This window comes from Geomicrobium sp. JCM 19037, from assembly GCF_000698105.1.
GTDB lineage: Bacteria > Bacillota > Bacilli > Bacillales > Marinococcaceae > Geomicrobium_A.
On the sequence record NZ_BAWZ01000016.1, the window covers coordinates 1 to 18,949 of the forward strand.

Consider the following 18,949-nt stretch of genomic DNA (forward strand, 5'->3'; position numbering starts at 1 on the left):
CCCTTAGTGCCGCTGGTCTTGAGAGCAGTGAAAAATGATCTAGATCACCATGAAAAATGATCTAGATCAACCTATATATGAGAAAAACAGTCCTTTTACCGTGATCTAGACCATTTATGGCGTGATCTAGATCGCCGATCTCCTAGAAATTACCAACACCGAGCATCCAACCAAATTAGACAAAAGCGCAGTACCGAGGTATGTTGCACTTATGCTCTGGACTGTAAAGAAAACACGGTGGGCGTTCCGGGCCTCCGATGTTGCACTTATGCTCTCGAGCAAAAGCTTCCGCCTGTAGTAAATCAAGAACCAACTGTGCATTTTGAGAAGAACGAAAGTGATATGAGTAAACGTGCGTGCTAGTTAGGCGCTGGGCCTCTTGCTCCTCGACGAAAAACCAGCCTATGAATCTATTAGGGGCTGGTTTATTGACCACAACACTGTGTGGTTACCTTGTATGTTTGTTCATTTGCTGAATGGCTGCTTTTTCTAGTCTGGATACTTGCGCTTGAGAGATGCCGATTTCTTCGGCAACTTCCATTTGTGTTTTTCCTTGGAAAAATCGCATGTCCAATATCTTTTTTTCTCGTTCGTTTAATCGAATCATCGCTTCTTGGATGGCGATGTGCTCAACCCACGTGCTATCTTTCTCTTTATCATCGCTAATCTGGTCCATTACGTATATCGGGTCTCCACCGTCGTTATAGATCGGTTCAAATAATGATACAGGGTCTTGAATCGCGTCTAGAGCGTAAACGACGTCTTCTTTTGGAAGGTCTAACTCCTTGGCGATTTCTTGTACGGTCGGTTCGGTCGTACGGTTTTTCTCTGCCATCAACCGATCTCGAACTTGCAAAGCTTTGTAAGCTGTATCTCTTAGAGACCTCGACACTCTGATCGGGTTGTTGTCTCGTAAATAACGACGAATTTCTCCAATAATCATCGGTACGGCATACGTAGAAAAACGCACATTATGACTTAGGTCAAAATTATCTATGGATTTCATAAGTCCAATACATCCGACCTGGAACAAGTCATCAACAAACTCTCCTCGATTGTTAAACCGTTGAATCACACTAAGTACAAGTCTCAAATTCCCATTGACTAACGTTTCTCGTGCTCGTTCATCTCCTGCTTGCAATTCAGTGAACAACACTCGCATTTCGTCATTTTTAAGTACGGGTAACTTTGACGTATCAACTCCGCAGATTTCTACCTTGTTGCGTGTCACATGCGTTCCCTCCCACGGCGTCATAGCAGAGAACTTCAACGTTCATCCTGCTTTCATGTTCAGTATGTCCGTGGGAGGTTTTTTTATGCGTTCGGTTTCCTCCTAAAAGAAAGGTTGGAGCGAACAATCTTACGTAGAACCGCAGTCCAATGAGACTTTCTTGATCACACCATTTTATTAAATTCTTTTCTTAGTCTGCGAATGATTCGTTTTTCCAACCTAGAAATGTATGATTGCGATATGCCTAACATATCTGCCACATCTTTTTGCGTTTTTTCTTTTGTTCCTGCTAGACCAAAACGAAGTTCCATAATTTGTTTCTCTCGGGGGTTTAATGTCGTCAATGCTCTTCTGAGGAGTGATTTATCGACCTTATCTTCGAGGTCACGAGTAATAATATCATCGTCGGTACCCATTACATCCGAGAGTAAGAGTTCGTTTCCGTCCCAGTCAACGTTTAGCGGCTCATCAAACGAAATTTCTGAACGAGTTTTGTTATTTCTGCGTAAATACATGAGAATTTCATTCTCAATACAACGTGAGGCATACGTTGCCAACTTAATCTTCTTTTCTGGGTTGAATGTATTCACGGCTTTGATGAGCCCGATCGTTCCGATGCTAATGAGATCCTCAATATTAATGCCTGTGTTTTCAAATTTACGCGCAATGTATACGACGAGGCGCAAGTTTCGCTCAATTAGACGCCCCCGTACTTCAGGGTCGCCATAAGGCAAACGGTCTAGCAAATCTTTTTCTTCCTCTTTCGAAAGCGGTGGAGGCAAGGCTTCGCTTCCACCGATATAATAAATTTCATCAGGTTTAATGCCGAGGCGGACGAGCAGGCGATACCAACGAATTGTAATCATCTTTTTTGATTTCTTCCACAAAGTAAATCCCCCTTCGGTGAGTGTTGCGTGTTTAACTGGCCTGTTCTGACGGTGTTTCGTCCGGAAGTAAGTCCGGAGGAATAATGCATTGAAATTTGCCTTCAGTCGAAAACGGTTTGTCCTCAAATCCAATAAGGGTGTGAGTGTTCACCTTTCTCTCGTCATCGATCCAAATGACAACTTCAAAGGCGACAACGGCAAAGATAAATCCATGGCTGCTCCCGACAGCACGGTACGGTATGACACGGATTTTATCATCCAAAGGTTGGCACCTTGATTCCCGTCTGTTGCGATCCATTCGATAAACTGAGCAAAGGATGCTTCATCGAGCAATGGACGCACAATCGATGCTTCTGCCAAAACGACGGGCTTCCTTGAGATCGGATCTTTCAATTGATTGCCAGTATCAACGAGTGCACTAGTGTCAATCCAATCGTCCTCTTCTGTCATTCGAATCGATACTCGCACAAGCTTTTTCATCATCTTCTTGTCTTCTTTTACGGCACGTTTGACAATTTCACTTAAAATTAGAACGACGGGGATTGTGGATAGTACGAGCAGTGCGTGCATATGATCTAATAAATGCCATGTAGAAGTGGCTCTCCAGCTTTGAACGAGTGCTGAAGACTGGAAAAACCAGCTCATCGCCACGACCGCACCACCAGATAAAATCGAAATAAAATAAAAGGCGGCAACCGTTTTAAAAAGCCGCCAAAACGTCTGAAAACCGAAGGCAAGCAACACCGCTCCTAAAACAGATAAAAAATTGCGAAATTGGAGATGCCAAATATACGCTATAATCCGTCATCCATAGGAACAAGGGTAAGCCGGTAACTAGCGCTGTGCAGACGATGCGAACAGGCTTTATTTCATATCCAATCCATTTCCCCGTCATATACAAAAGTGAAATGGTTACGATCGTATTCAGTCCATAGATAATATCTATGTATAACGTCAAGACACCTGCACATCCTCCCTTCACGAAGGATTCATTTTCCTTGCTAAACTCTTGATATAAGTATAGTCTGCAGCGGTTTCGAAGTATGTCATTTTGTTAGAGTGACAGAGTCGCTGTTTTTCAACCTTTTCGTTCCATTGTGTCGAAAGACAGAAGTGTTCACTCTAAGCAAGGTTTGACACCCGCTATTTATAAGGATACAGCGAGGGCATGATATGTTGAAAAAAACATTGGGGAAGCAAAAGAAAAACGTCCGATACAACCACGAAAGGTCGTACCGGACGTTTACTTGTTATTTACGGCGGCGATTTCTAAGAAATGCCGGAATATCCAATGAATCTTCTTCAGATTGAGATTGTTGTGGTGGCTCTTCATATGAAGATTGACGGTTTGATTGCGACGGTCGTTCGGACTCATTGCTCTGCACCGTTTGTTGACGTTTAGGAGCTGTCCCTCTTGTCTTTTGCTGCCTGTGCTTCTTTTCGGTTTGGTCATCAAAACCGGTCGCAATGACCGTGACGACAATCTCTTCTTTCAGATTCTCATTAATGACGGAACCAAAAATCATGTTCACTTCAGGATCAGAGGCGTCTGAAACGATCTCAGCCGCTTCATGAACTTCAAATAGACTCAGGTTACTTCCACCTGTAATGTTCATTAATACCCCTTGTGCCCCGTCTACTGACGTTTCTAAAAGGGGGCTTGAAACCGCTTTTTTCGCTGCCTCAGCAGCACGGTTTTCACCCGTTGCAATGCCAATCCCCATCAGAGCCGAACCTTTCTCGCTCATGACCGTTTTCACATCGGCAAAGTCTAAGTTAATGAGACCCGGTGTAGCAATTAAATCTGATATGCCTTGTACACCTTGACGGAGTACGTTGTCCGCTTCACGGAACGCCTCTAACATCGGTGTATTCTTATCGACAATCTCAAGCAAACGATCGTTTGGTATGACAATTAGTGTGTCAACCTTTTCTTTTAGTGCTTCAATACCATCGCTCGCATGGGTTGAACGCTTCTTCCCTTCAAAAGAGAAAGGTCGTGTAACAACACCTACAGTAAGAGCGCCGATTTCTTTAGCAATTTCAGCAATAACAGGGGCGGCACCTGTTCCAGTTCCTCCACCCATTCCGGCAGTAATAAACACCATGTCAGCGCCGGTTAACGATTCTTCAATCTGTTCCTTGCTCTCTTCTGCAGCTTTTTTTCCGATATCTGGATTCGCACCTGCACCAAGACCTCTAGTAAGCTTTCCACCTAATTGCAACTTCGTTTCAGCTTGTGAAAGTTGGAGTGCTTGTGCATCCGTATTTACTGCAATAAACTCTACACCTTGGAGGCCATTTTCAATCATACGGTTTACCGCGTTTGAACCTCCACCTCCGACCCCAATGACTTTAATTTGGGCGAGTTGGTCCATGTCCATTTCAAACTCTAGCATTTCAGGTCCCCCTCATTCAGTCAAATGTGCCTGCTTTATTCAAAAAACACTTTAAAGAAATTACGTACGCGTTTTTTTTACACCAGGACTGTTCTCATTTTGTTCGTTTACGTGTTTCTCAGCTTGTCTTTTTTTGCGAGCAGGTTCTGCCGGCAACTCTTCAGTGTCGGCTGTTGCTGCAACCATCTCTTTACTAAGCATTTTAACATGCTTATGGGCAAATTCAATGAGTCCTACAGCATTTGTATACCGTGGTTCTCTCACCCCGATATAATCTGGGATGGCCATGCGAAGGTTTCTTCCCATCACATCTCTGGCAAGTTCCAACGTTCCAGGAATCATGACGCCGCCACCAGTGAGTACAACACCTGCAGGAATATCACCGTACTTGCTCAACGTGTCTTCGACGAGTGAAAAAATCTCTTCCATTCTCGGTTCAATGATATGAGCAAGATCTTGTTGTGAATACTCTTCACCATCGTGATTGCCCATCGGAACGATCTTCGTCGTCACATCGTTGGATGCATCATCGATAAACGCATGTCCGTGTTCAATCTTCACTTGTTCAGCTTGTCCCATTGTCGTTCGAAGCCCTGCAGATAAGTCACTCGTTACATGCATTCCACCAATCGGTAATACATGCGTGGCGACAAGCCCACCATGTTGGAAAAAGGAGACGGTTGTCTGTCCGCCACCTACATCAACCAAACCAACGCCGAGCGATCGCTCATCATCAGAAACAGCGATTTCTCCAGCCGCAAGAGGCTGCAAGAAGATGTCGATAATTTCCAAGTTTGCTTTTTCTACGCAACGCAGTAGGTTATGTAAAACGGTTTTCGAGCCAGTTACCATTAGCCCTTCCATTTCAAGACGAACACCAATCATACCTGTCGGGTCCGTAATGCCATCGTAACCGTCTACAATATACTGCAAAGGCACAACATCAACAATTTCACGATCATGAGGAATGCTAACGACACTTGCAGCGTCTTTCACACGATCAATGTCTTCGTCCGTGATCTCTTTATTCGTACTGGATACTGCAACGATTCCGTGACTCTGATGGAGATCAATATGGTTTCCGTTAATGCCTACAACCACTTGCTTAATTGACATACCCACCATTCTCTCGGCCTTCTCAACCGCTTGCCGGATGGCTTTGACAGTAGCATCTATGTCAACAACTGCACCTTTTTTTATCCCTGTTGAAGTCGCATTTCCTACTCCAATGATGTTCAGCATCCCTGCTGACATCTCTCCGATCATGACACGTACCTCGGCTGTACCAACATCGAGACTGACATATAATTCATTACTGTCCATGCGTGGTACCTCCTACTGATAAAAACTCTACCTAGTTTCTGTTATTCATTGTTTACAAGATTAAGCTTCGTTCGCATTGGAAAACGACTTACTTAAGTTTAGTTCGATTTCAATACAGCAAATCCCTTTTTCATTTGGAAAAAGAATTACTATGTACAAGTCTACACTATGTTCACCGACTAGGGAAGCGAAAAACGCTCTACATTGCGACTAGAACAAAAGCCACAACTTCTCTCTCCCCTATCTCGTTTCACTCACGATTTTCAGTTGTAACCCACCAAAAGTGCCACCTTATGCTTCGTCTGATGATTCTTCTTCAGGTTGCTCGACTCCGCCTTCTCCAGTATCGATGTGCTCTTCCATCTCTTCATCTTCTTCTTCCCATTGAAATGCTTCAAAGTAAGGCTCATTTTCATGTGTAAAACGCCATCTTCTGGGGCTGAAATTTGCCTTGCAATCGTTGGTACGGCGTCATATGATCCGCAAATTGGTTCACAGTCGTCTCAACTTCAATGCCATCATTCATATATAGCCTGAGATGCGTTGGATCGTCTTCAAGCGGATGAATTTCAGAGATGTGATTCACAATGCCGTCCCCGAGCTGATCGAGCTCTTCAAAAAACAGTTCTAACAAACGGTCTTCTGTCCAATTGTAAATGACCGGTGCATCACTTGGATGCGTTGATAAACTTTGCTCTTCCATCAAGTTTCCATTGCCATAAACCGGAATAAATTGCCCTTCCTGCTCAATATACGCGGTTCGCTCTCGCTCGTTAACAACGATGCGAACGGTTGTGGGCAATGAGCGTCTCACTTCTACTGAATCAACGTATGGAATTTGTGTGATGGATTGCTCTGCTGCGTCAAAATCCGCAGACCAAATGCTTGTCCCTGTTTCTAGACCACTGGCAGAAGGATTTCTTGCTCCTCCCCTATTTCTTGGCCTTCGACTTGAATGGTTTGAATATGGCTTAACGGTGACTGAAAATAGACAACTGCTGCAATGAGTATGAAAAAGATACTCACATACAAAATCAGTCGTCGGTTGGCTCGCTTTTTCCGCTGTTCTTTCAGCGCCGGAATGCGATCTTGTACGGATATGACTTTTTGGTCGTCAGACATATACCTCAATCCTTTTACGAACGGAGCACGTTTCTACTAGGTCGAAGAACCGGCGTTCATTAATTCTTGCACGAGTGCGTACATTCGTTCACCAGCATCTGGTACGGCTGCCTTTTTGGCATTATCGCTCATTTGTGACTGGTTTTGGTCTTGGAACAAATAGGCCAAATCTGCCTCCATTTGCTCAGCGGTCCATTCTGATTCTTTTCGGACAATCGCTGCCCCCACGCGCTCTAACGATCTAGCATTATGCTCTTGATGATTGTTCGTCACGTACGGGCTTGGGATAAGTATTGAAGGAATCCCCATCGCCGTAATTTCTGCAAGCGTTGTTGCCCCCGCTCGGCTTATGATCGCATCCACACGCTTTAGTACACTCGGCATGTTGTGCAAAAACGGGCGAATGACTACATGTTGAGCATTCTTCGTTTCATTTAATGTTTCCTTTACTTTATCATAGTGTACGTCTCCAGTAACGTACAAGAATTGGCAAGTTTTGTCGGTCATTTTTGGTAACGCATCTAAAAACGCCTCGTGAATCGGTCTTGCCCCCCGACTTCCACCGACGACGAGCACAATAGGCAGCCTACGATCCATGCCAAATTCATGATGAATGTCTAGTTCTGGTGCTTCCAATGCTTCGGTTGCTCTTGGATTCCCTGTAAAAACAACTTTCTCTTCTTTAAAGTATTGTTTCGCTTCGTGAAAAGAAATCGCCACTCGATCGGCGTAGCGACTAAGAAACTTGTTTGTCAAGCCAGGAATGCTATTTTGTTCATGGATGATTGTCGGCACCCCTGCTTTTGAAGCAGCATACATGACCGGTCCCGCAACATACCCGCCTGTGCCAATCGCCACATCGGGTTGAAACTGTTTAATGATTGATTTTGCTTTTTTCGTTCCACGCAAAAACCGTTGCACCGTCTTCACGTTTTCAAACGAAAGCTTCCGTTTGAATCCGGAGATTTCAATCGTTTGGAAAGGGATGTTTTGTTTTGGCACAATGGTACTTTCCAACCCGTTTTCTGTTCCAACGTATAAGAACTCGGCGTCGGGGTTTTGTTTTTGTATTGTATGAACGAGTGCGAGCGCCGGATAAATGTGACCTCCGGTGCCGCTCCTGTGAGTAGAACTTTCATGTTTTTCACCTTTTCATGTGTAAATATCAATGCGCACAACTATACGCTGCGAACATTACTGCTAATGTTAACTAAAATGCCTAGGGCTACAAGCATGAGTGTTAACGAAGACCCACCATAGCTTAAAAGTGGCAACGTAATTCCAGTTACTGGTATAAGGCCGATCACTACCCCGACATTAATTGCGACTTGTATGAACAGCATACCAACGATTCCAACTGCAAGATATGTGCCAAACGAATCAGGTGCTAATAGCGCAGTACGAACCCCCCGCCAAAGAATAATCGCAAACAACGAAATGACAGCGACACCTGCGATAAATCCTCCTTCTTCGGCGATCACCGCAAAAATAAAATCGGTTTGCGGTTCAGGCAAGTAAAAGTACTTTTGCCTACTTTCACCAAACCCCATTCCGAAAAGTCCGCCAGGACCTATGGCATAAAGTGATTGAATAATTTGAAACCCTGTGCCGAGTGGATCACTCCACGGATCCATAAACGACGTAATCCGATCAATCCGATACGGTGCTGATGCGATTAGCCCGACAAAACCTGCAATGCCAATCCCACCCATTACAGCAAAGTGTCTGACTCTTGCCCCAGCTACAAATAAGATGACAAACGATGTGGCCACCATTACCGCACCTGTTCCTAAATCGGGTTGTAGCATGATCATCCCAAAAGCTGTAAAGATGATCGCTAAAAGTGGAAGTAAGCCGGTCTTAAACGATTGGATCTTTTGTGGGTTGGCTGCCAACCAGTGTGCTAAAAACGCAATCATAGCAAGTTTCATAAACTCTGACGGCTGAATTGAAAATGCCCCTACACCGATCCAGCTTTGCGCACCGCCTCGCACAAGGCCTACGCCTGGAATGAGGACGAGAATGAGCAAACCAAAACAGATAAAAAGACCGAGCAACGTAAACCTGCGCCAGTTCCAATAATCAACGTGCATCATAATTGTCATACCGATCACGCCGACAAAAGCAAATAACATCTGTCGCTTTGCGAAATAGTACGGATCGGAGAAACGATACTCTCCCCATGCCGCACTCGCACTATACACCATAATGACCCCAATAATTAATAGAGCACCAATGGCAAACAACAGTAGACCGTCTGCCGTTTTTTTCTTTTCACTCATAATTTCACCCCGTCACATCGCAACGTCATGCTTTGTCCAAAAAAGACACGCACACACTACAGCTTATGACGGGGTGAGGAAGAACATGTCCTAGCTTTATTCGATTGCGCCAATTGCTCGAATAAATGCCTCTCCTCGTTCTTCAAATGTTCGATATTGATCCCAACTCGCACATGCTGGAGACAAAAGGATCACATCCCCAATATTAGAAGCACGAAAAGCAGTGGCAACGGCTTCGTCTAACGTGTTTGTCACTTCTGTCGTTTGAACACCTGCTGCATCGGCCGTTGATTTTAACTTATGTTTCGTTTCCCCATAAGAGATTAACGCTTTTACATTTTCCATACTGCTCATGAGGCCATCGAATTCATTGCCACGATCTAAACCACCAGCGATGAGAACAACCGGCTCTTTGAATGCTTGTAGTGCTTTTTCTGTGGCAAGAACATTCGTCGCTTTGCTATCATTGAACACTTTACGACCTTGAAGCGTCTTCACGTACTGCAGACGGTGCTCTACACCTGTAAATACGTTCAACACATGAGCAATGGCACGATCGCTCACTCCAGATAGTTTAGCCGCTGCAACAGCTGCCAATATGTTCTCCAAATTGTGTATCCCTGGAAGCGCAGCATCTGCTCGCTTCATAATTACCGTATCTTGCCAATAGATGTTGTCGTTCATGTAATAGGCTCCGGAATTTAAGGGTCGCTCCACAGAGAAGGGCACTTTCGTCGCTCTCGATTTCTCAGCTGCCCGTACGACAATTGGATCGTCAGCATTGTAAACAAAAAAGTCTTCTTCTGTCTGTTCTGTCGTGATTCTCGTTTTCGAATTCACATAGTCTTCTTTCGTGCCATGATAATCAAGGTGGGCATCAAAAATGTTCAACATCAAAGCAATTTTCGGCTTAAAATGCAACGTTCCTTTGAGTTGAAAGCTCGATACTTCAGTCACCATAAATCCATCTTTATCAATAGTTCTAGCCACTTCGCTCGCTGGGCGGCCGATGTTTCCGGCTACTTCAGCTTGTTTTCCATCTTCGCTAATCATCCGAGTGATTAGTTCCGTCGTCGTCGTTTTTCCGTTAGAACCGGTTATCGCAATCATCGTTCCTTCGACCACTTGTGCAGCTAATTCAATTTCCGTAATGACGGGAATTTCAGCTTCAATCGCTCGTTTAACGAGGGGATTATCGTAGCGAATGCCTGGGTTTTTCACGACGAATAGAGGGCGTGGCTCTAATAACGATAAGGGATGCCCGCCGGTCACAAAAGAAATGCCGAGTGATTCTAGTTCTTCTGCGTTTTGTAACTCTTGTTTTTCTTTGTATTCGTTGACAGTCACACTCGCTCCTAAGTCATAAAGCAGACGAGCCGCAGCTTCTCCACTTCTGGCTAGCCCGAGAACAACCACCTTTTTGCCATCTACAGAGAAATCATTCATAAACTTAACACCCCAATGTAAACACCCGCTGCAGCAAAGATCATACCCGCTACCCAAAACACGATAACAACTTTCCACTCTGACCATCCAACGAGCTCAAAGTGATGGTGAAGAGCTCATTTTAAACACTCGCTTACCTGTTAATTTAAACGAGATCACTTGGATAATAACTGATAAAGTCTCAATGACAAACACCGCTCCGATAATAATGAGCAAGATTTCCATTTCAAGCAAGATGGCAACCGCTGCAATGGCACCACCTAACGCGAGAGAGCCGGTATCACCCATAAACACTTTTGCCGGATGGGCATTGAAGACGAGAAAACCAAGCACCGCACCGACGACAGCCGCCGAGAACACAGCAATTTCAAGTTCACCAGCACCGAAAGCAAGAACAGTAAATGCACCAAAGGCAATCGCTGATGTCCCGGCTAACAAACCATCAAGTCCGTCTGTTAGATTCACCGCATTGGACGCACCAACGAGCATGACTGCGATGAGAACTAAGTATAAGATGCCGATGTCAATAGACATGTTTGTTGCTGGAATATCCACAGATGTAGAAAATCCATAGTTTCTAAGCACAAAGTAAAAAATGAAGGACACGACCAATTGTGCGAGTAACTTCTGCTTAGAATTCAGGCCAAGGTTTCGCTTCATGACCACTTTGATAAAATCATCTAAAAACCCAACAATACCAAAAGCGAGCGTAACGAGTAGCAATAGCCACACTTGATAGTTGAGCTCTAATTCTGGAATAAGTAAAATGACGCTACCGCGGAGATCATCAAACTGAGTAAAACGACAATCCCACCCATTGTTGGTGTTCCGCTTTTCTTTTGGTGACTTTTAGGTCCTTCATCACGAATGCTCTGCCCGAACTTCATCCGATGCAAAATCGGGATAAACAAAGGGGAAAGAGCGACACATAAAACAAATGATACTGCGATGGCTATGAGAATCGATGGTTCAAACATATCCGGTCTCTCCTTTCTCCTCGTTTATCCTCGCTCGGCAAGGCGTTCTTGAATGGCTTGTGAAGCTTCTACGCGATCATCAAAATCATGGAACACACCAGCGACTTCTTGGTACGTTTCATGCCCTTTTCCGGCAATAACGACAACGTCGCCTGCTTCTGCTTTATGAATCGCTGTTCGAATCGCCTGCTTACGGTCAGTAATTACGGTATACGGTTGACCTTCTGCACCCGCGCGCATATCACGTAAAATCGCTTCAGGATCTTCAGAGCGTGGGTTATCGCTAGTGAAAATCGCCTCATCGCCGTAGTGCACAGCAATTCTCGCCATTTCTGGTCGCTTCGTGCGATCCCGATCTCCACCACATCCAACGACGACGTATACGTTTTTGTTAGCAAGGTCTTTCACCGTTTTTAATATATTATCCAAACTGTCTGCGGTATGAGCATAATCAACAATCACCGCAAAATCCTGGCCAGCATCAACGGTTTCAAAGCGACCTGGAATTGGCTTAGAGCTTTCTAGGCTATCTTTTATATCTTCTACTGCAATTCCCGATACGTATGCACTAGCCGCTGCAGCGAGAGCATTATACACATTAAATCGGCCGACCATCTTTAAATTCAAATCAACGGATTGATCTCCGATAATCATGCGAAAGTATGTGCCTCCTGGACCGGCATGCAAATCGGTGCCTCTTACATCGGCCCCCTCACTCAGTCCGTACGTAATGATTGGAGCTGAGGTAATGCTCGTCATATAGTCACTGTGCTCATCGTCAATATTAATAACCGCTGCTTTTCGCTCATCCGTGTATGCATTGCCTAACTGAGAGAACAACAAGCCTTTCGATTGTTTATAGTTCTCCATCGTCTCGTGGTAATCCAAATGATCAGCGGTAAGGTTCGTGTAGACGGCAATGTTAAAATCGGTGCCTCGGACCCGCCCTAGCGCCAATGCTTGAGATGATACTTCCATCGCGACGTGTTGAACATCGGCATCTCTCATCTGAGTAAACTTTTGTTGCAAAAGAAGGGACTCAGGTGTTGTGTTTTTAGATTCTTCGATGACATCGTTAAACTTTGTGTACAACGTGCCAATGAGACCTATGTTCTTACCTGCATGTTGAAAGATGTTTTCGATAAGGTGTGTCGTCGTCGTTTTTCCATTTGTACCTGTCACACCGATGACGTTCATATCTTTTGTTGGGTTTTTGTAAAATTTCGCTGCGAGTTGGGCAAGCGCACGATACGTATCTTTCACTTGAATCACCGGTAGCTTCGTTTCTACAGGCTCTTCTGCTAAGATTGCCGCTGCCCCGCGTTGTTCAGCTTGTTGAACAAAGTCATGGCCATCAACGGTAAAGCCGCGAAGTGCCGCAAAGAGCACCCCAGGTTGCACCTTTCGAGAGTCCATTTCAATGGCGCTTATTTCTGGATTTACATTATTGTGTTGTTTGTAAACAAGCACGTCTTCAACGAGTTCATTTAACTTCATTACTTATCACTCACTTTCATTCTCACAAGCAATAATTATATCATTAATAGATAAGAATTTGTAACAGTTTCTTACAGATGCAAACAGGAATCCATAGATAGACGATTAGCCAAGAAGTTCACCCTTCTTGCTAATCGTATTATTCATCACTTTCGTCTTCTTCGCCCATAAATATACGTAGGGTGGACCCTTCTTGCACGCGAACACCTGGTTCTGGCGCTTGACTGACGATCGTTTCCCCAACACCCGTTATGTCAAGTTGCAATGGGTAATGAGCATCATGAATGTCTCGTAATGTTAGACCGGTCACATCCGGGACTTCAAGGTACGGAACATCTGACCAGGTGAGTTCTTTTTCAATTTGGTCTGTTCTTCTCGGTACGCCTAGCGCACTCAAGCTATCTCCAATAATCTTACCTGCAATGGGCGCAGAGACGACGCCGCCAAACTGCACCGTATTTTTCGGATTATCTACAGCAACATATACGACGATTTGCGGGTCATCTGCAGGGGCAAACCCAATGAACGATACAATATGATTATTCTCCAAATAACGTCCACCTTGAGCCTTCTGAGCTGTACCTGTCTTTCCGCCGACACGATACCCATCCACAAACGCTTTGCCGCCGGTTCCTTTGGCTACTACATGCTCTAAGGCGCGTCGCACTTCTTGCGATGTTTCACTCGAGATGACGTTTCGTTTTGCGATCGGCAACTGACTATCGATGACAAGACCTGTATCTGGGTCTACCCAGTCTTTGGCAATATACGGCTGGTATAAAGTGCCTCCGTTAACCGCAGCGCTTACAGCAGCGACTTGCTGAATCGGCGTTACGGACACCCCTTGACCAAATGCGGTAGTCGCCCGCTCAAGTGGCCCTACATTTTCTTCGTCAAACAGAATGCCACTGCCTTCTCCGTCCATATCAATTCCGGTTTGCTCCCCGAATCCAAACGAGTGGATATAATCAAATAAACGCTCAGTCCCTAAACGCTCCCCCAAAACGACGAAACCAGGGTTACACGAATTTTGCACAACTTCAAGGAATGTTTGGCTCCCATGTCCGCCTTTTTTCCAGCACCGAAGCCGGTGACCGGACACCTCAATGGAGCCTGAATCATGATAATGATCTTCATCCAAGTCAACTTCATTCTCTTGTAATGCGGCAGCGAGTGTAATAATTTTAAACGTTGATCCTGGTTCATATTGTGCCCAAATCGGACGATTTTGGTTGTATATCTCCGGTGAAACAGCTTGATAGTCATCTGGGTTAAAATGAGGGCGACTCGACATCCCTAGAATTTCCCCAGTACTTGGATCCATGGCGATTGCCATCGCCCCATCAGGGTCATACGTGGCTTCTGCATCATCTAGTTCTCGTTCAATAATCGTTTGAACCCGGTTATCAATCGTTAGCTTTACGTCCATTCCGTTTTGCGGAGGTTGATATTGATCTGCCATATCAGGCAACCTCCGACCTTGTGCATCGGAAAAGAACGATACGTGCCCACTTTCACCCCGAAGTTGTTCATCGTAAAAGCTCTCCAGCCCAACAAGGCCTTGATTGTCAATACCAGCAAACCCTAACACATGGCTAAATGCTCACCATTAGGATAATGCCGCTTATTGTCTTCGACGATATAAACGCCAGAATGTCGCATTTTACGAATATCAGATGCGACATCTTGTTCAATCTTTCTGCCATCAGGGTTAATCCGCACAATCGAACTGTTCTCTGTCACTTGGCTATAAATTCTTTGTTCGTCCCCATCCAAAATGTCTGCAAGCATTGCTGCAGTCTCATTTGGGTTGTCAATTTGTCTTGGCACGACAAGGACAGAAGGCGCACTTACATTCGTCGCGAGCACTTCTCCGTTTCTGTCTAAAATCTCTCCACGCTCTGCTTCAAAAGGGAGATCTCGACTCCAAGAGTCCTCAGCTGCCCCCGTCAGCCAGCCGCCAAGGCCAAACTGCACATATCCTAGCCTTGCAATAAGAATGACGGTTAACACCAGACCAATCAACAAGACGAATAATAAACGTTTCCGTACAAGCGTTTTCGTAATTTTAGACATTGAAAGGCCACCTTTTACACTAGATGTGTAGCCGCAATAAGCGTTTGGCTTAATGAGCGTCTGTTATAAAAGCTTGTTCCTTTTCAACTCTATGCTTGTACGGAATCACATTAGAACAGTTGAACGAAAAAACGACGATTACTCATCTTCAACTTCTTCATCATTTGTTTCTAGACTTTCTTCTTCCGTGCCTTCTTCACTGTCTTCCTCATCTTCATCACTGTTTCGTTCTGAATCAAAGTTCACTTCAATCGTCTCATTGCCTGAAATTGGCTCTCCTGGTGCAATCTCTTGATTTATCACATAGCCATTGCCGCTTTGTTCAACGGTAACACCAGCAGCTTGAGAAAACTTCATCACATCACGCACAGACCAACCTGAAAGGTCTGGCATCTCCATCTCTCCGCCTAAGTACAGGAACACCTTTTCCCCGGCGAGCACTTTGGCGTGCGGGGCTGGCAATTGGGCTTCAACCCGGTTCCCTTGACCGAGTAAGACCGGTTCGAGATTCTCTTGTTGTAATGCATCAACCGCATCTGATCGTCTTTCTCCACTTACATTCATCAACTCTGCACCTTCAGGTTGATAAGCTTGGTTGTCGGACTCTTCAGGGGTCACATTCAAATACTGGATACTTTGTTTTAGAACAGAGTTGAAGATTTCTGCAACCGCTTGGTTTCCACTTTGACCATTTTGCATGTCCGGTCGATCAACAGCAACGTACACAATAACTTCAGGGTCATCAAATGGCGCCATACCTAGAAATGAAAACACATTTTGGTTGTGCCCTTGCAAATAGCCGCCTTCACTCGGAATTTGAGCAGTCCCTGTTTTGCCTGCCACTTCAATGCCATCAACTTGAAACGGTTTACCTGTTCCAACATCGCTATACACAACATCATGAAGCTGTTCCATCACTTCATTAGCGGTTTCTTTAGAGATTGGCTCACCAATGACTTCTCGTTCGTGTTCATACGTCACGTCCCCGGTATTTGGATTCACAATCGAATCAATTAAATATGGCTTGACCATCTGCCCATCGTTCGCAATGGCGGTCGCTGCTTGGATTTGTTGAATTGGCGTCACAGCAGAAGCTTGTCCAAACCCAGAATAGATGGCACCCAAATCATTTTCTGACATGAGCCTGGTGCTTCCATCGGTAATTCAATGCCGGTCGGGGACCCAAATCCAAAAGCGTTCATATATTCATAGAAACGTTCAGCACCAAGCTGATCATTAACGATGCTTGCAAAGGCGGTGTTCGCTGAACGAGGCATCGCTTCTCGGTATGGAATACTTCCCCACCCACGGCCTTGGTTGTGGTCACGAATGAGAGGGGTATCTGCGTAGCCGGTGTTGTACGTACCGGATTCGAAATAGTCATCCGGCTCATACACCCCTTCTTCTATGGCTGCTGCATCGTAAATATTTTCATCGTTGAACCTGGTTCAAAATGGTCACTCACCGCGAAATTCATATGGTTTGAAATCGATTCATAGTGGTTCGGGTTAAACGATGGGCGATTGCTCATCGCTAATATCTCTCCTGATTTAGGGTTAGCGACTACTGCAATCATTCGTTCAGGGCTATACTGTTCATCGGCATTCGTTAACGCTTGCTCGACGGCCAATTGAATATTGGAATGAAGCGTTAGGTGAATATCATCACCGTTGTACGCTTCTTCGATGTCTCGAATTTCTCCAGGAAGTGGCACGCCGTTCCTCGCACGCATATAACTGTATGACCCACCTGTCCCTTCAAGATGGTCATTCAAATAAGATTCCAAACCCATTGCCGGAGAATTTTCATTGCGGTTAAAATACCCGACGACATGAGAAGCAAAATCTTGCTTTGGATAATACCTTCTCGGCTCCGTACGAAATTCAATCCCTGAGAGTTCAAGATCATCAATTGCCTGTCGCTGCTCAAATGTTAAATAACTCGCACCTGGACCTAATTCAATTTGGAATTGGTCTTCTTCCATGCCATTTTCAATTCTTTGTAGCAACTCACCTTCCTCCATATTAATGTGAGGCGCTAACTCCCGTGCGGTTTCAACAGGTCTTCAACCCCCGCATACCCAAAGTCATTTCGCAGAATGAGTTGGATTGTATACGAAGACACCTCTTCTGCAATCGCACTTTCATTACTGGCGTAAATGGTCCCACGTTCTCCGTGTAAAGGTTGCTCACTCGTCCATTGTCTTTCTGCATACTGCAAATAATCATGTTCTTCTGTTCCTTGTGCGATTTGAACATACAAAAAGCGTCCGCCAATCACTGCTAACAGAAGTGCAGCGAAGGCGAACACAATTAACGCACGATATACGATGGTTGTGCGTTTCACAACTTCACCACCTTATTTAGGGATGTCTATTCACCGGTCACCACTTGCACGTTGCCTTCATTCAGCTGCATGCCATTTTCTTGAGCGAGATGAAGGATTCTTTCAGGATCACTAAGTTCAGCAACTTGCAAATCAAGCCCTGCATTCACTTCTTGCTGGTTACTTATGCTCGTATTGACATCCGAGAGGCTTGAGTTTTGACTATAAATTGTAGCGTAATTCGAGATCATCATGAGGGCGGTAACGAGAATGATGCCAACGATGATCATCATTAAACATTTTTCACCGAGCGTAATTCTTTTCTTCAGCCGCTTTTGCACCGTCTCCACTTGGGGATTTTGTTGCGATTGCTGCGTTTGTTCGTGTTTAAATGCGAATTGACTCATTGCTGCCTCCCTCGTAGATCTCTACTTTTCTCTACTTTATCTTTTCTGCCGCCCGTAGTTTCGCTGACCTTGCTCTTCGATTCTCTTCTAGCTCTTGCTCACTTGCGACGATTGGTTTTTTGCTCACCCATCGCATGGATGGTTCTAGTTCCGGAGGTATGACCGGTAGCCCTGGGGGAAGTTTCGGCAACTTGCAGTACTCGTCCAAAATGGTTTTCGTCATGCGATCTTCTAATGAGTGAAAGGATATAACAGCAATTCTGCCGTTCACTCGAAGCATCGGAATAAATGCGGAGAGCGCTTCCTCAACCGCACCCATTTCATCATTCACTGCAATTCTTAGTGCCTGAAAGCTGCGCTTGGCAGGATGTCCCCCTGTCCTTCTTTTGGCAGCCGGAATTCCTTCTTTAATAATTTCTACTAGCTCACTCGTCGTTTCTATTGGTTTTGACTGTCGGTAACGTTCAATAAGACGAGCAATTTGCCTTGAAAACTTCTCATCTCCGTATCGATAAAGAATGCGAGCGAGGTCCTCAAAAGGCCACGTATTCACAATCTCCCTTGCTGTGAGCGATTGTCTTTGGTCCATTCTCATATCCAGCGGATCATCACCTTGGTAGCTAAACCCTCGTGATTTATCATCAAATTGGGGAGAAGATACTCCCAAATCAAACAACACACCGTCTACGCCCGTAATGCCTTGTTCATTTAAAAAACGAGCCGCTTCCCGAAAATTCACATGGAAGAGCGTCAATCGTTGTTCATTTGCGAACGTTTCTTTTGCTGAGCGGATGGCTTCATCGTCTGCATCAAAAGCAATGAGGCGCCCTTCTTTGCCTAACTGCTGAAGAATTAATTGAGAATGGCCACCTCTACCAAACGTACAGTCCACATAAACGCCATCTGGCTTAATGTCTAGTGCTTCAACTGATTCATGAAGAAGCACGGTGTCATGAGTATAAATGCCTGTAAGCTCC

The 18,949-nt window shown here is 44.9% G+C and carries 16 protein-coding genes and 5 pseudogenes; all 21 read right to left on the bottom strand.

The window, feature by feature from the left end:
* Positions 1 to 448: 448 nt before the first annotated feature.
* On the bottom strand, positions 449 to 1,231 hold the full coding sequence (sigG, locus tag JCM19037_RS10535; protein WP_042400821.1) for an RNA polymerase sporulation sigma factor SigG: 783 nt from the start codon (positions 1,229 to 1,231) through the stop codon (positions 449 to 451).
* A 164-nt stretch (positions 1,232 to 1,395) separates the two neighbouring features.
* Positions 1,396 to 2,118 carry an RNA polymerase sporulation sigma factor SigE gene (gene sigE / locus JCM19037_RS10540; protein WP_255343733.1) on the bottom strand — a complete coding sequence of 241 codons (723 nt, stop codon included), beginning with the start codon at positions 2,116 to 2,118 and terminating at the stop codon, positions 1,396 to 1,398.
* Positions 2,119 to 2,149: 31 nt separating this feature from the next.
* Positions 2,150 to 2,368 (bottom strand): sigma-E processing peptidase SpoIIGA, encoded by a 219-nt coding sequence (locus tag JCM19037_RS30060; RefSeq protein WP_373900770.1) that lies wholly within the window; start codon positions 2,366 to 2,368, stop codon positions 2,150 to 2,152.
* Positions 2,266 to 2,859: a sigma-E processing peptidase SpoIIGA gene (locus JCM19037_RS10545; RefSeq protein WP_042400823.1), complete on the bottom strand. Its 594-nt coding sequence runs from the start codon at positions 2,857 to 2,859 to the stop codon at positions 2,266 to 2,268. The genes JCM19037_RS30060 and JCM19037_RS10545 overlap by 103 nt, the downstream gene beginning before the upstream one ends.
* The gene (locus JCM19037_RS30065; RefSeq protein WP_373900747.1) at positions 2,819 to 3,100 is read right to left on the bottom strand and encodes a sigma-E processing peptidase SpoIIGA; all 282 of its coding nucleotides are present in this window, start codon (positions 3,098 to 3,100) and stop codon (positions 2,819 to 2,821) included. The genes JCM19037_RS10545 and JCM19037_RS30065 overlap by 41 nt, the downstream gene beginning before the upstream one ends.
* 268 nt (positions 3,101 to 3,368) lie before the next feature.
* The gene (gene ftsZ / locus JCM19037_RS10550; protein ID WP_042400825.1) at positions 3,369 to 4,517 is read right to left on the bottom strand and encodes a cell division protein FtsZ; all 1,149 of its coding nucleotides are present in this window, start codon (positions 4,515 to 4,517) and stop codon (positions 3,369 to 3,371) included.
* Positions 4,518 to 4,577: 60 nt separating this feature from the next.
* Positions 4,578 to 5,840 (bottom strand): cell division protein FtsA, encoded by a 1,263-nt coding sequence (gene ftsA, locus JCM19037_RS10555; protein ID WP_152549033.1) that lies wholly within the window; start codon positions 5,838 to 5,840, stop codon positions 4,578 to 4,580.
* A gap of 412 nt (positions 5,841 to 6,252) precedes the next feature.
* Positions 6,253 to 6,642: a cell division protein FtsQ/DivIB gene (locus tag JCM19037_RS25745; protein ID WP_052363784.1), complete on the bottom strand. Its 390-nt coding sequence runs from the start codon at positions 6,640 to 6,642 to the stop codon at positions 6,253 to 6,255.
* 24 nt (positions 6,643 to 6,666) lie between these two features.
* Positions 6,667 to 6,723, bottom strand: a pseudogene (locus JCM19037_RS30070) (hypothetical protein); the annotation flags it as partial.
* Between the two features lie 14 nt (positions 6,724 to 6,737).
* Positions 6,738 to 6,962 (bottom strand): hypothetical protein, encoded by a 225-nt coding sequence (locus JCM19037_RS25750; RefSeq protein WP_052363785.1) that lies wholly within the window; start codon positions 6,960 to 6,962, stop codon positions 6,738 to 6,740.
* Between the two features lie 36 nt (positions 6,963 to 6,998).
* Positions 6,999 to 8,101, bottom strand: a pseudogene (gene murG / locus JCM19037_RS10565) (undecaprenyldiphospho-muramoylpentapeptide beta-N-acetylglucosaminyltransferase).
* Positions 8,102 to 8,140: 39 nt separating this feature from the next.
* Positions 8,141 to 9,244 carry a stage V sporulation protein E gene (gene spoVE / locus JCM19037_RS10570; RefSeq protein ID WP_042400831.1) on the bottom strand — a complete coding sequence of 368 codons (1,104 nt, stop codon included), beginning with the start codon at positions 9,242 to 9,244 and terminating at the stop codon, positions 8,141 to 8,143.
* Positions 9,245 to 9,340: 96 nt separating this feature from the next.
* The gene (gene murD / locus JCM19037_RS10575) at positions 9,341 to 10,690 is read right to left on the bottom strand and encodes a UDP-N-acetylmuramoyl-L-alanine--D-glutamate ligase (protein ID WP_042400834.1); all 1,350 of its coding nucleotides are present in this window, start codon (positions 10,688 to 10,690) and stop codon (positions 9,341 to 9,343) included.
* Positions 10,687 to 11,667: pseudogene (gene mraY / locus JCM19037_RS10580) on the bottom strand (phospho-N-acetylmuramoyl-pentapeptide-transferase). Before mraY ends, murD begins: the two are co-directional and overlap by 4 nt.
* 24 nt (positions 11,668 to 11,691) lie before the next feature.
* Positions 11,692 to 13,164, bottom strand: coding sequence for a UDP-N-acetylmuramoyl-L-alanyl-D-glutamate--2,6-diaminopimelate ligase (locus tag JCM19037_RS10590; protein WP_042400840.1), 1,473 nt, complete (start codon positions 13,162 to 13,164; stop codon positions 11,692 to 11,694).
* 139 nt (positions 13,165 to 13,303) lie between these two features.
* Positions 13,304 to 15,240, bottom strand: a pseudogene (locus JCM19037_RS10595) (stage V sporulation protein D).
* Positions 15,241 to 15,378: 138 nt separating this feature from the next.
* Positions 15,379 to 16,380: a penicillin-binding transpeptidase domain-containing protein gene (locus JCM19037_RS22685; RefSeq protein WP_081829227.1), complete on the bottom strand. Its 1,002-nt coding sequence runs from the start codon at positions 16,378 to 16,380 to the stop codon at positions 15,379 to 15,381.
* Positions 16,323 to 17,263, bottom strand: a pseudogene (locus tag JCM19037_RS28460) (peptidoglycan D,D-transpeptidase FtsI family protein). The gene JCM19037_RS22685 and the pseudogene JCM19037_RS28460 overlap by 58 nt, the downstream one beginning before the upstream one ends.
* Positions 17,264 to 17,277: 14 nt before the next feature.
* A complete protein-coding gene (locus tag JCM19037_RS22700) occupies positions 17,278 to 17,586 on the bottom strand; it encodes a hypothetical protein (RefSeq protein WP_052363789.1) in 309 nt (102 codons plus the stop codon).
* A 26-nt stretch (positions 17,587 to 17,612) separates the two neighbouring features.
* On the bottom strand, positions 17,613 to 17,972 hold the full coding sequence (gene ftsL / locus JCM19037_RS10605) for a cell division protein FtsL (RefSeq protein ID WP_042400843.1): 360 nt from the start codon (positions 17,970 to 17,972) through the stop codon (positions 17,613 to 17,615).
* A 31-nt stretch (positions 17,973 to 18,003) separates the two neighbouring features.
* A complete protein-coding gene (gene rsmH, locus JCM19037_RS10610) occupies positions 18,004 to 18,936 on the bottom strand; it encodes a 16S rRNA (cytosine(1402)-N(4))-methyltransferase RsmH (protein WP_042400846.1) in 933 nt (310 codons plus the stop codon).
* Positions 18,937 to 18,949 lie beyond the last annotated feature (13 nt).

Bases quoted from the DNA above. Each gene is read 5' to 3' on its own strand.
- ftsZ (WP_042400825.1), bottom strand. From the start codon at position 4,517: ATGCTAGAGTTTGAAATGGACATGGACCAACTCGCCCAAATTAAAGTC.
- JCM19037_RS10590 (WP_042400840.1), bottom strand. From the start codon at position 13,164: ATGAAGTTAAATGAACTCGTTGAAGACGTGCTTGTTTACAAACAACAC.
- spoVE (WP_042400831.1), bottom strand. From the start codon at position 9,244: ATGAGTGAAAAGAAAAAAACGGCAGACGGTCTACTGTTGTTTGCCATT.
- murD (WP_042400834.1), bottom strand. From the start codon at position 10,690: ATGAATGATTTCTCTGTAGATGGCAAAAAGGTGGTTGTTCTCGGGCTA.
- ftsL (WP_042400843.1), bottom strand. From the start codon at position 17,972: ATGAGTCAATTCGCATTTAAACACGAACAAACGCAGCAATCGCAACAA.
- ftsA (WP_152549033.1), bottom strand. From the start codon at position 5,840: ATGGACAGTAATGAATTATATGTCAGTCTCGATGTTGGTACAGCCGAG.
- JCM19037_RS25750 (WP_052363785.1), bottom strand. From the start codon at position 6,962: ATGTCTGACGACCAAAAAGTCATATCCGTACAAGATCGCATTCCGGCG.
- JCM19037_RS22685 (WP_081829227.1), bottom strand. From the start codon at position 16,380: ATGTCAGAAAATGATTTGGGTGCCATCTATTCTGGGTTTGGACAAGCT.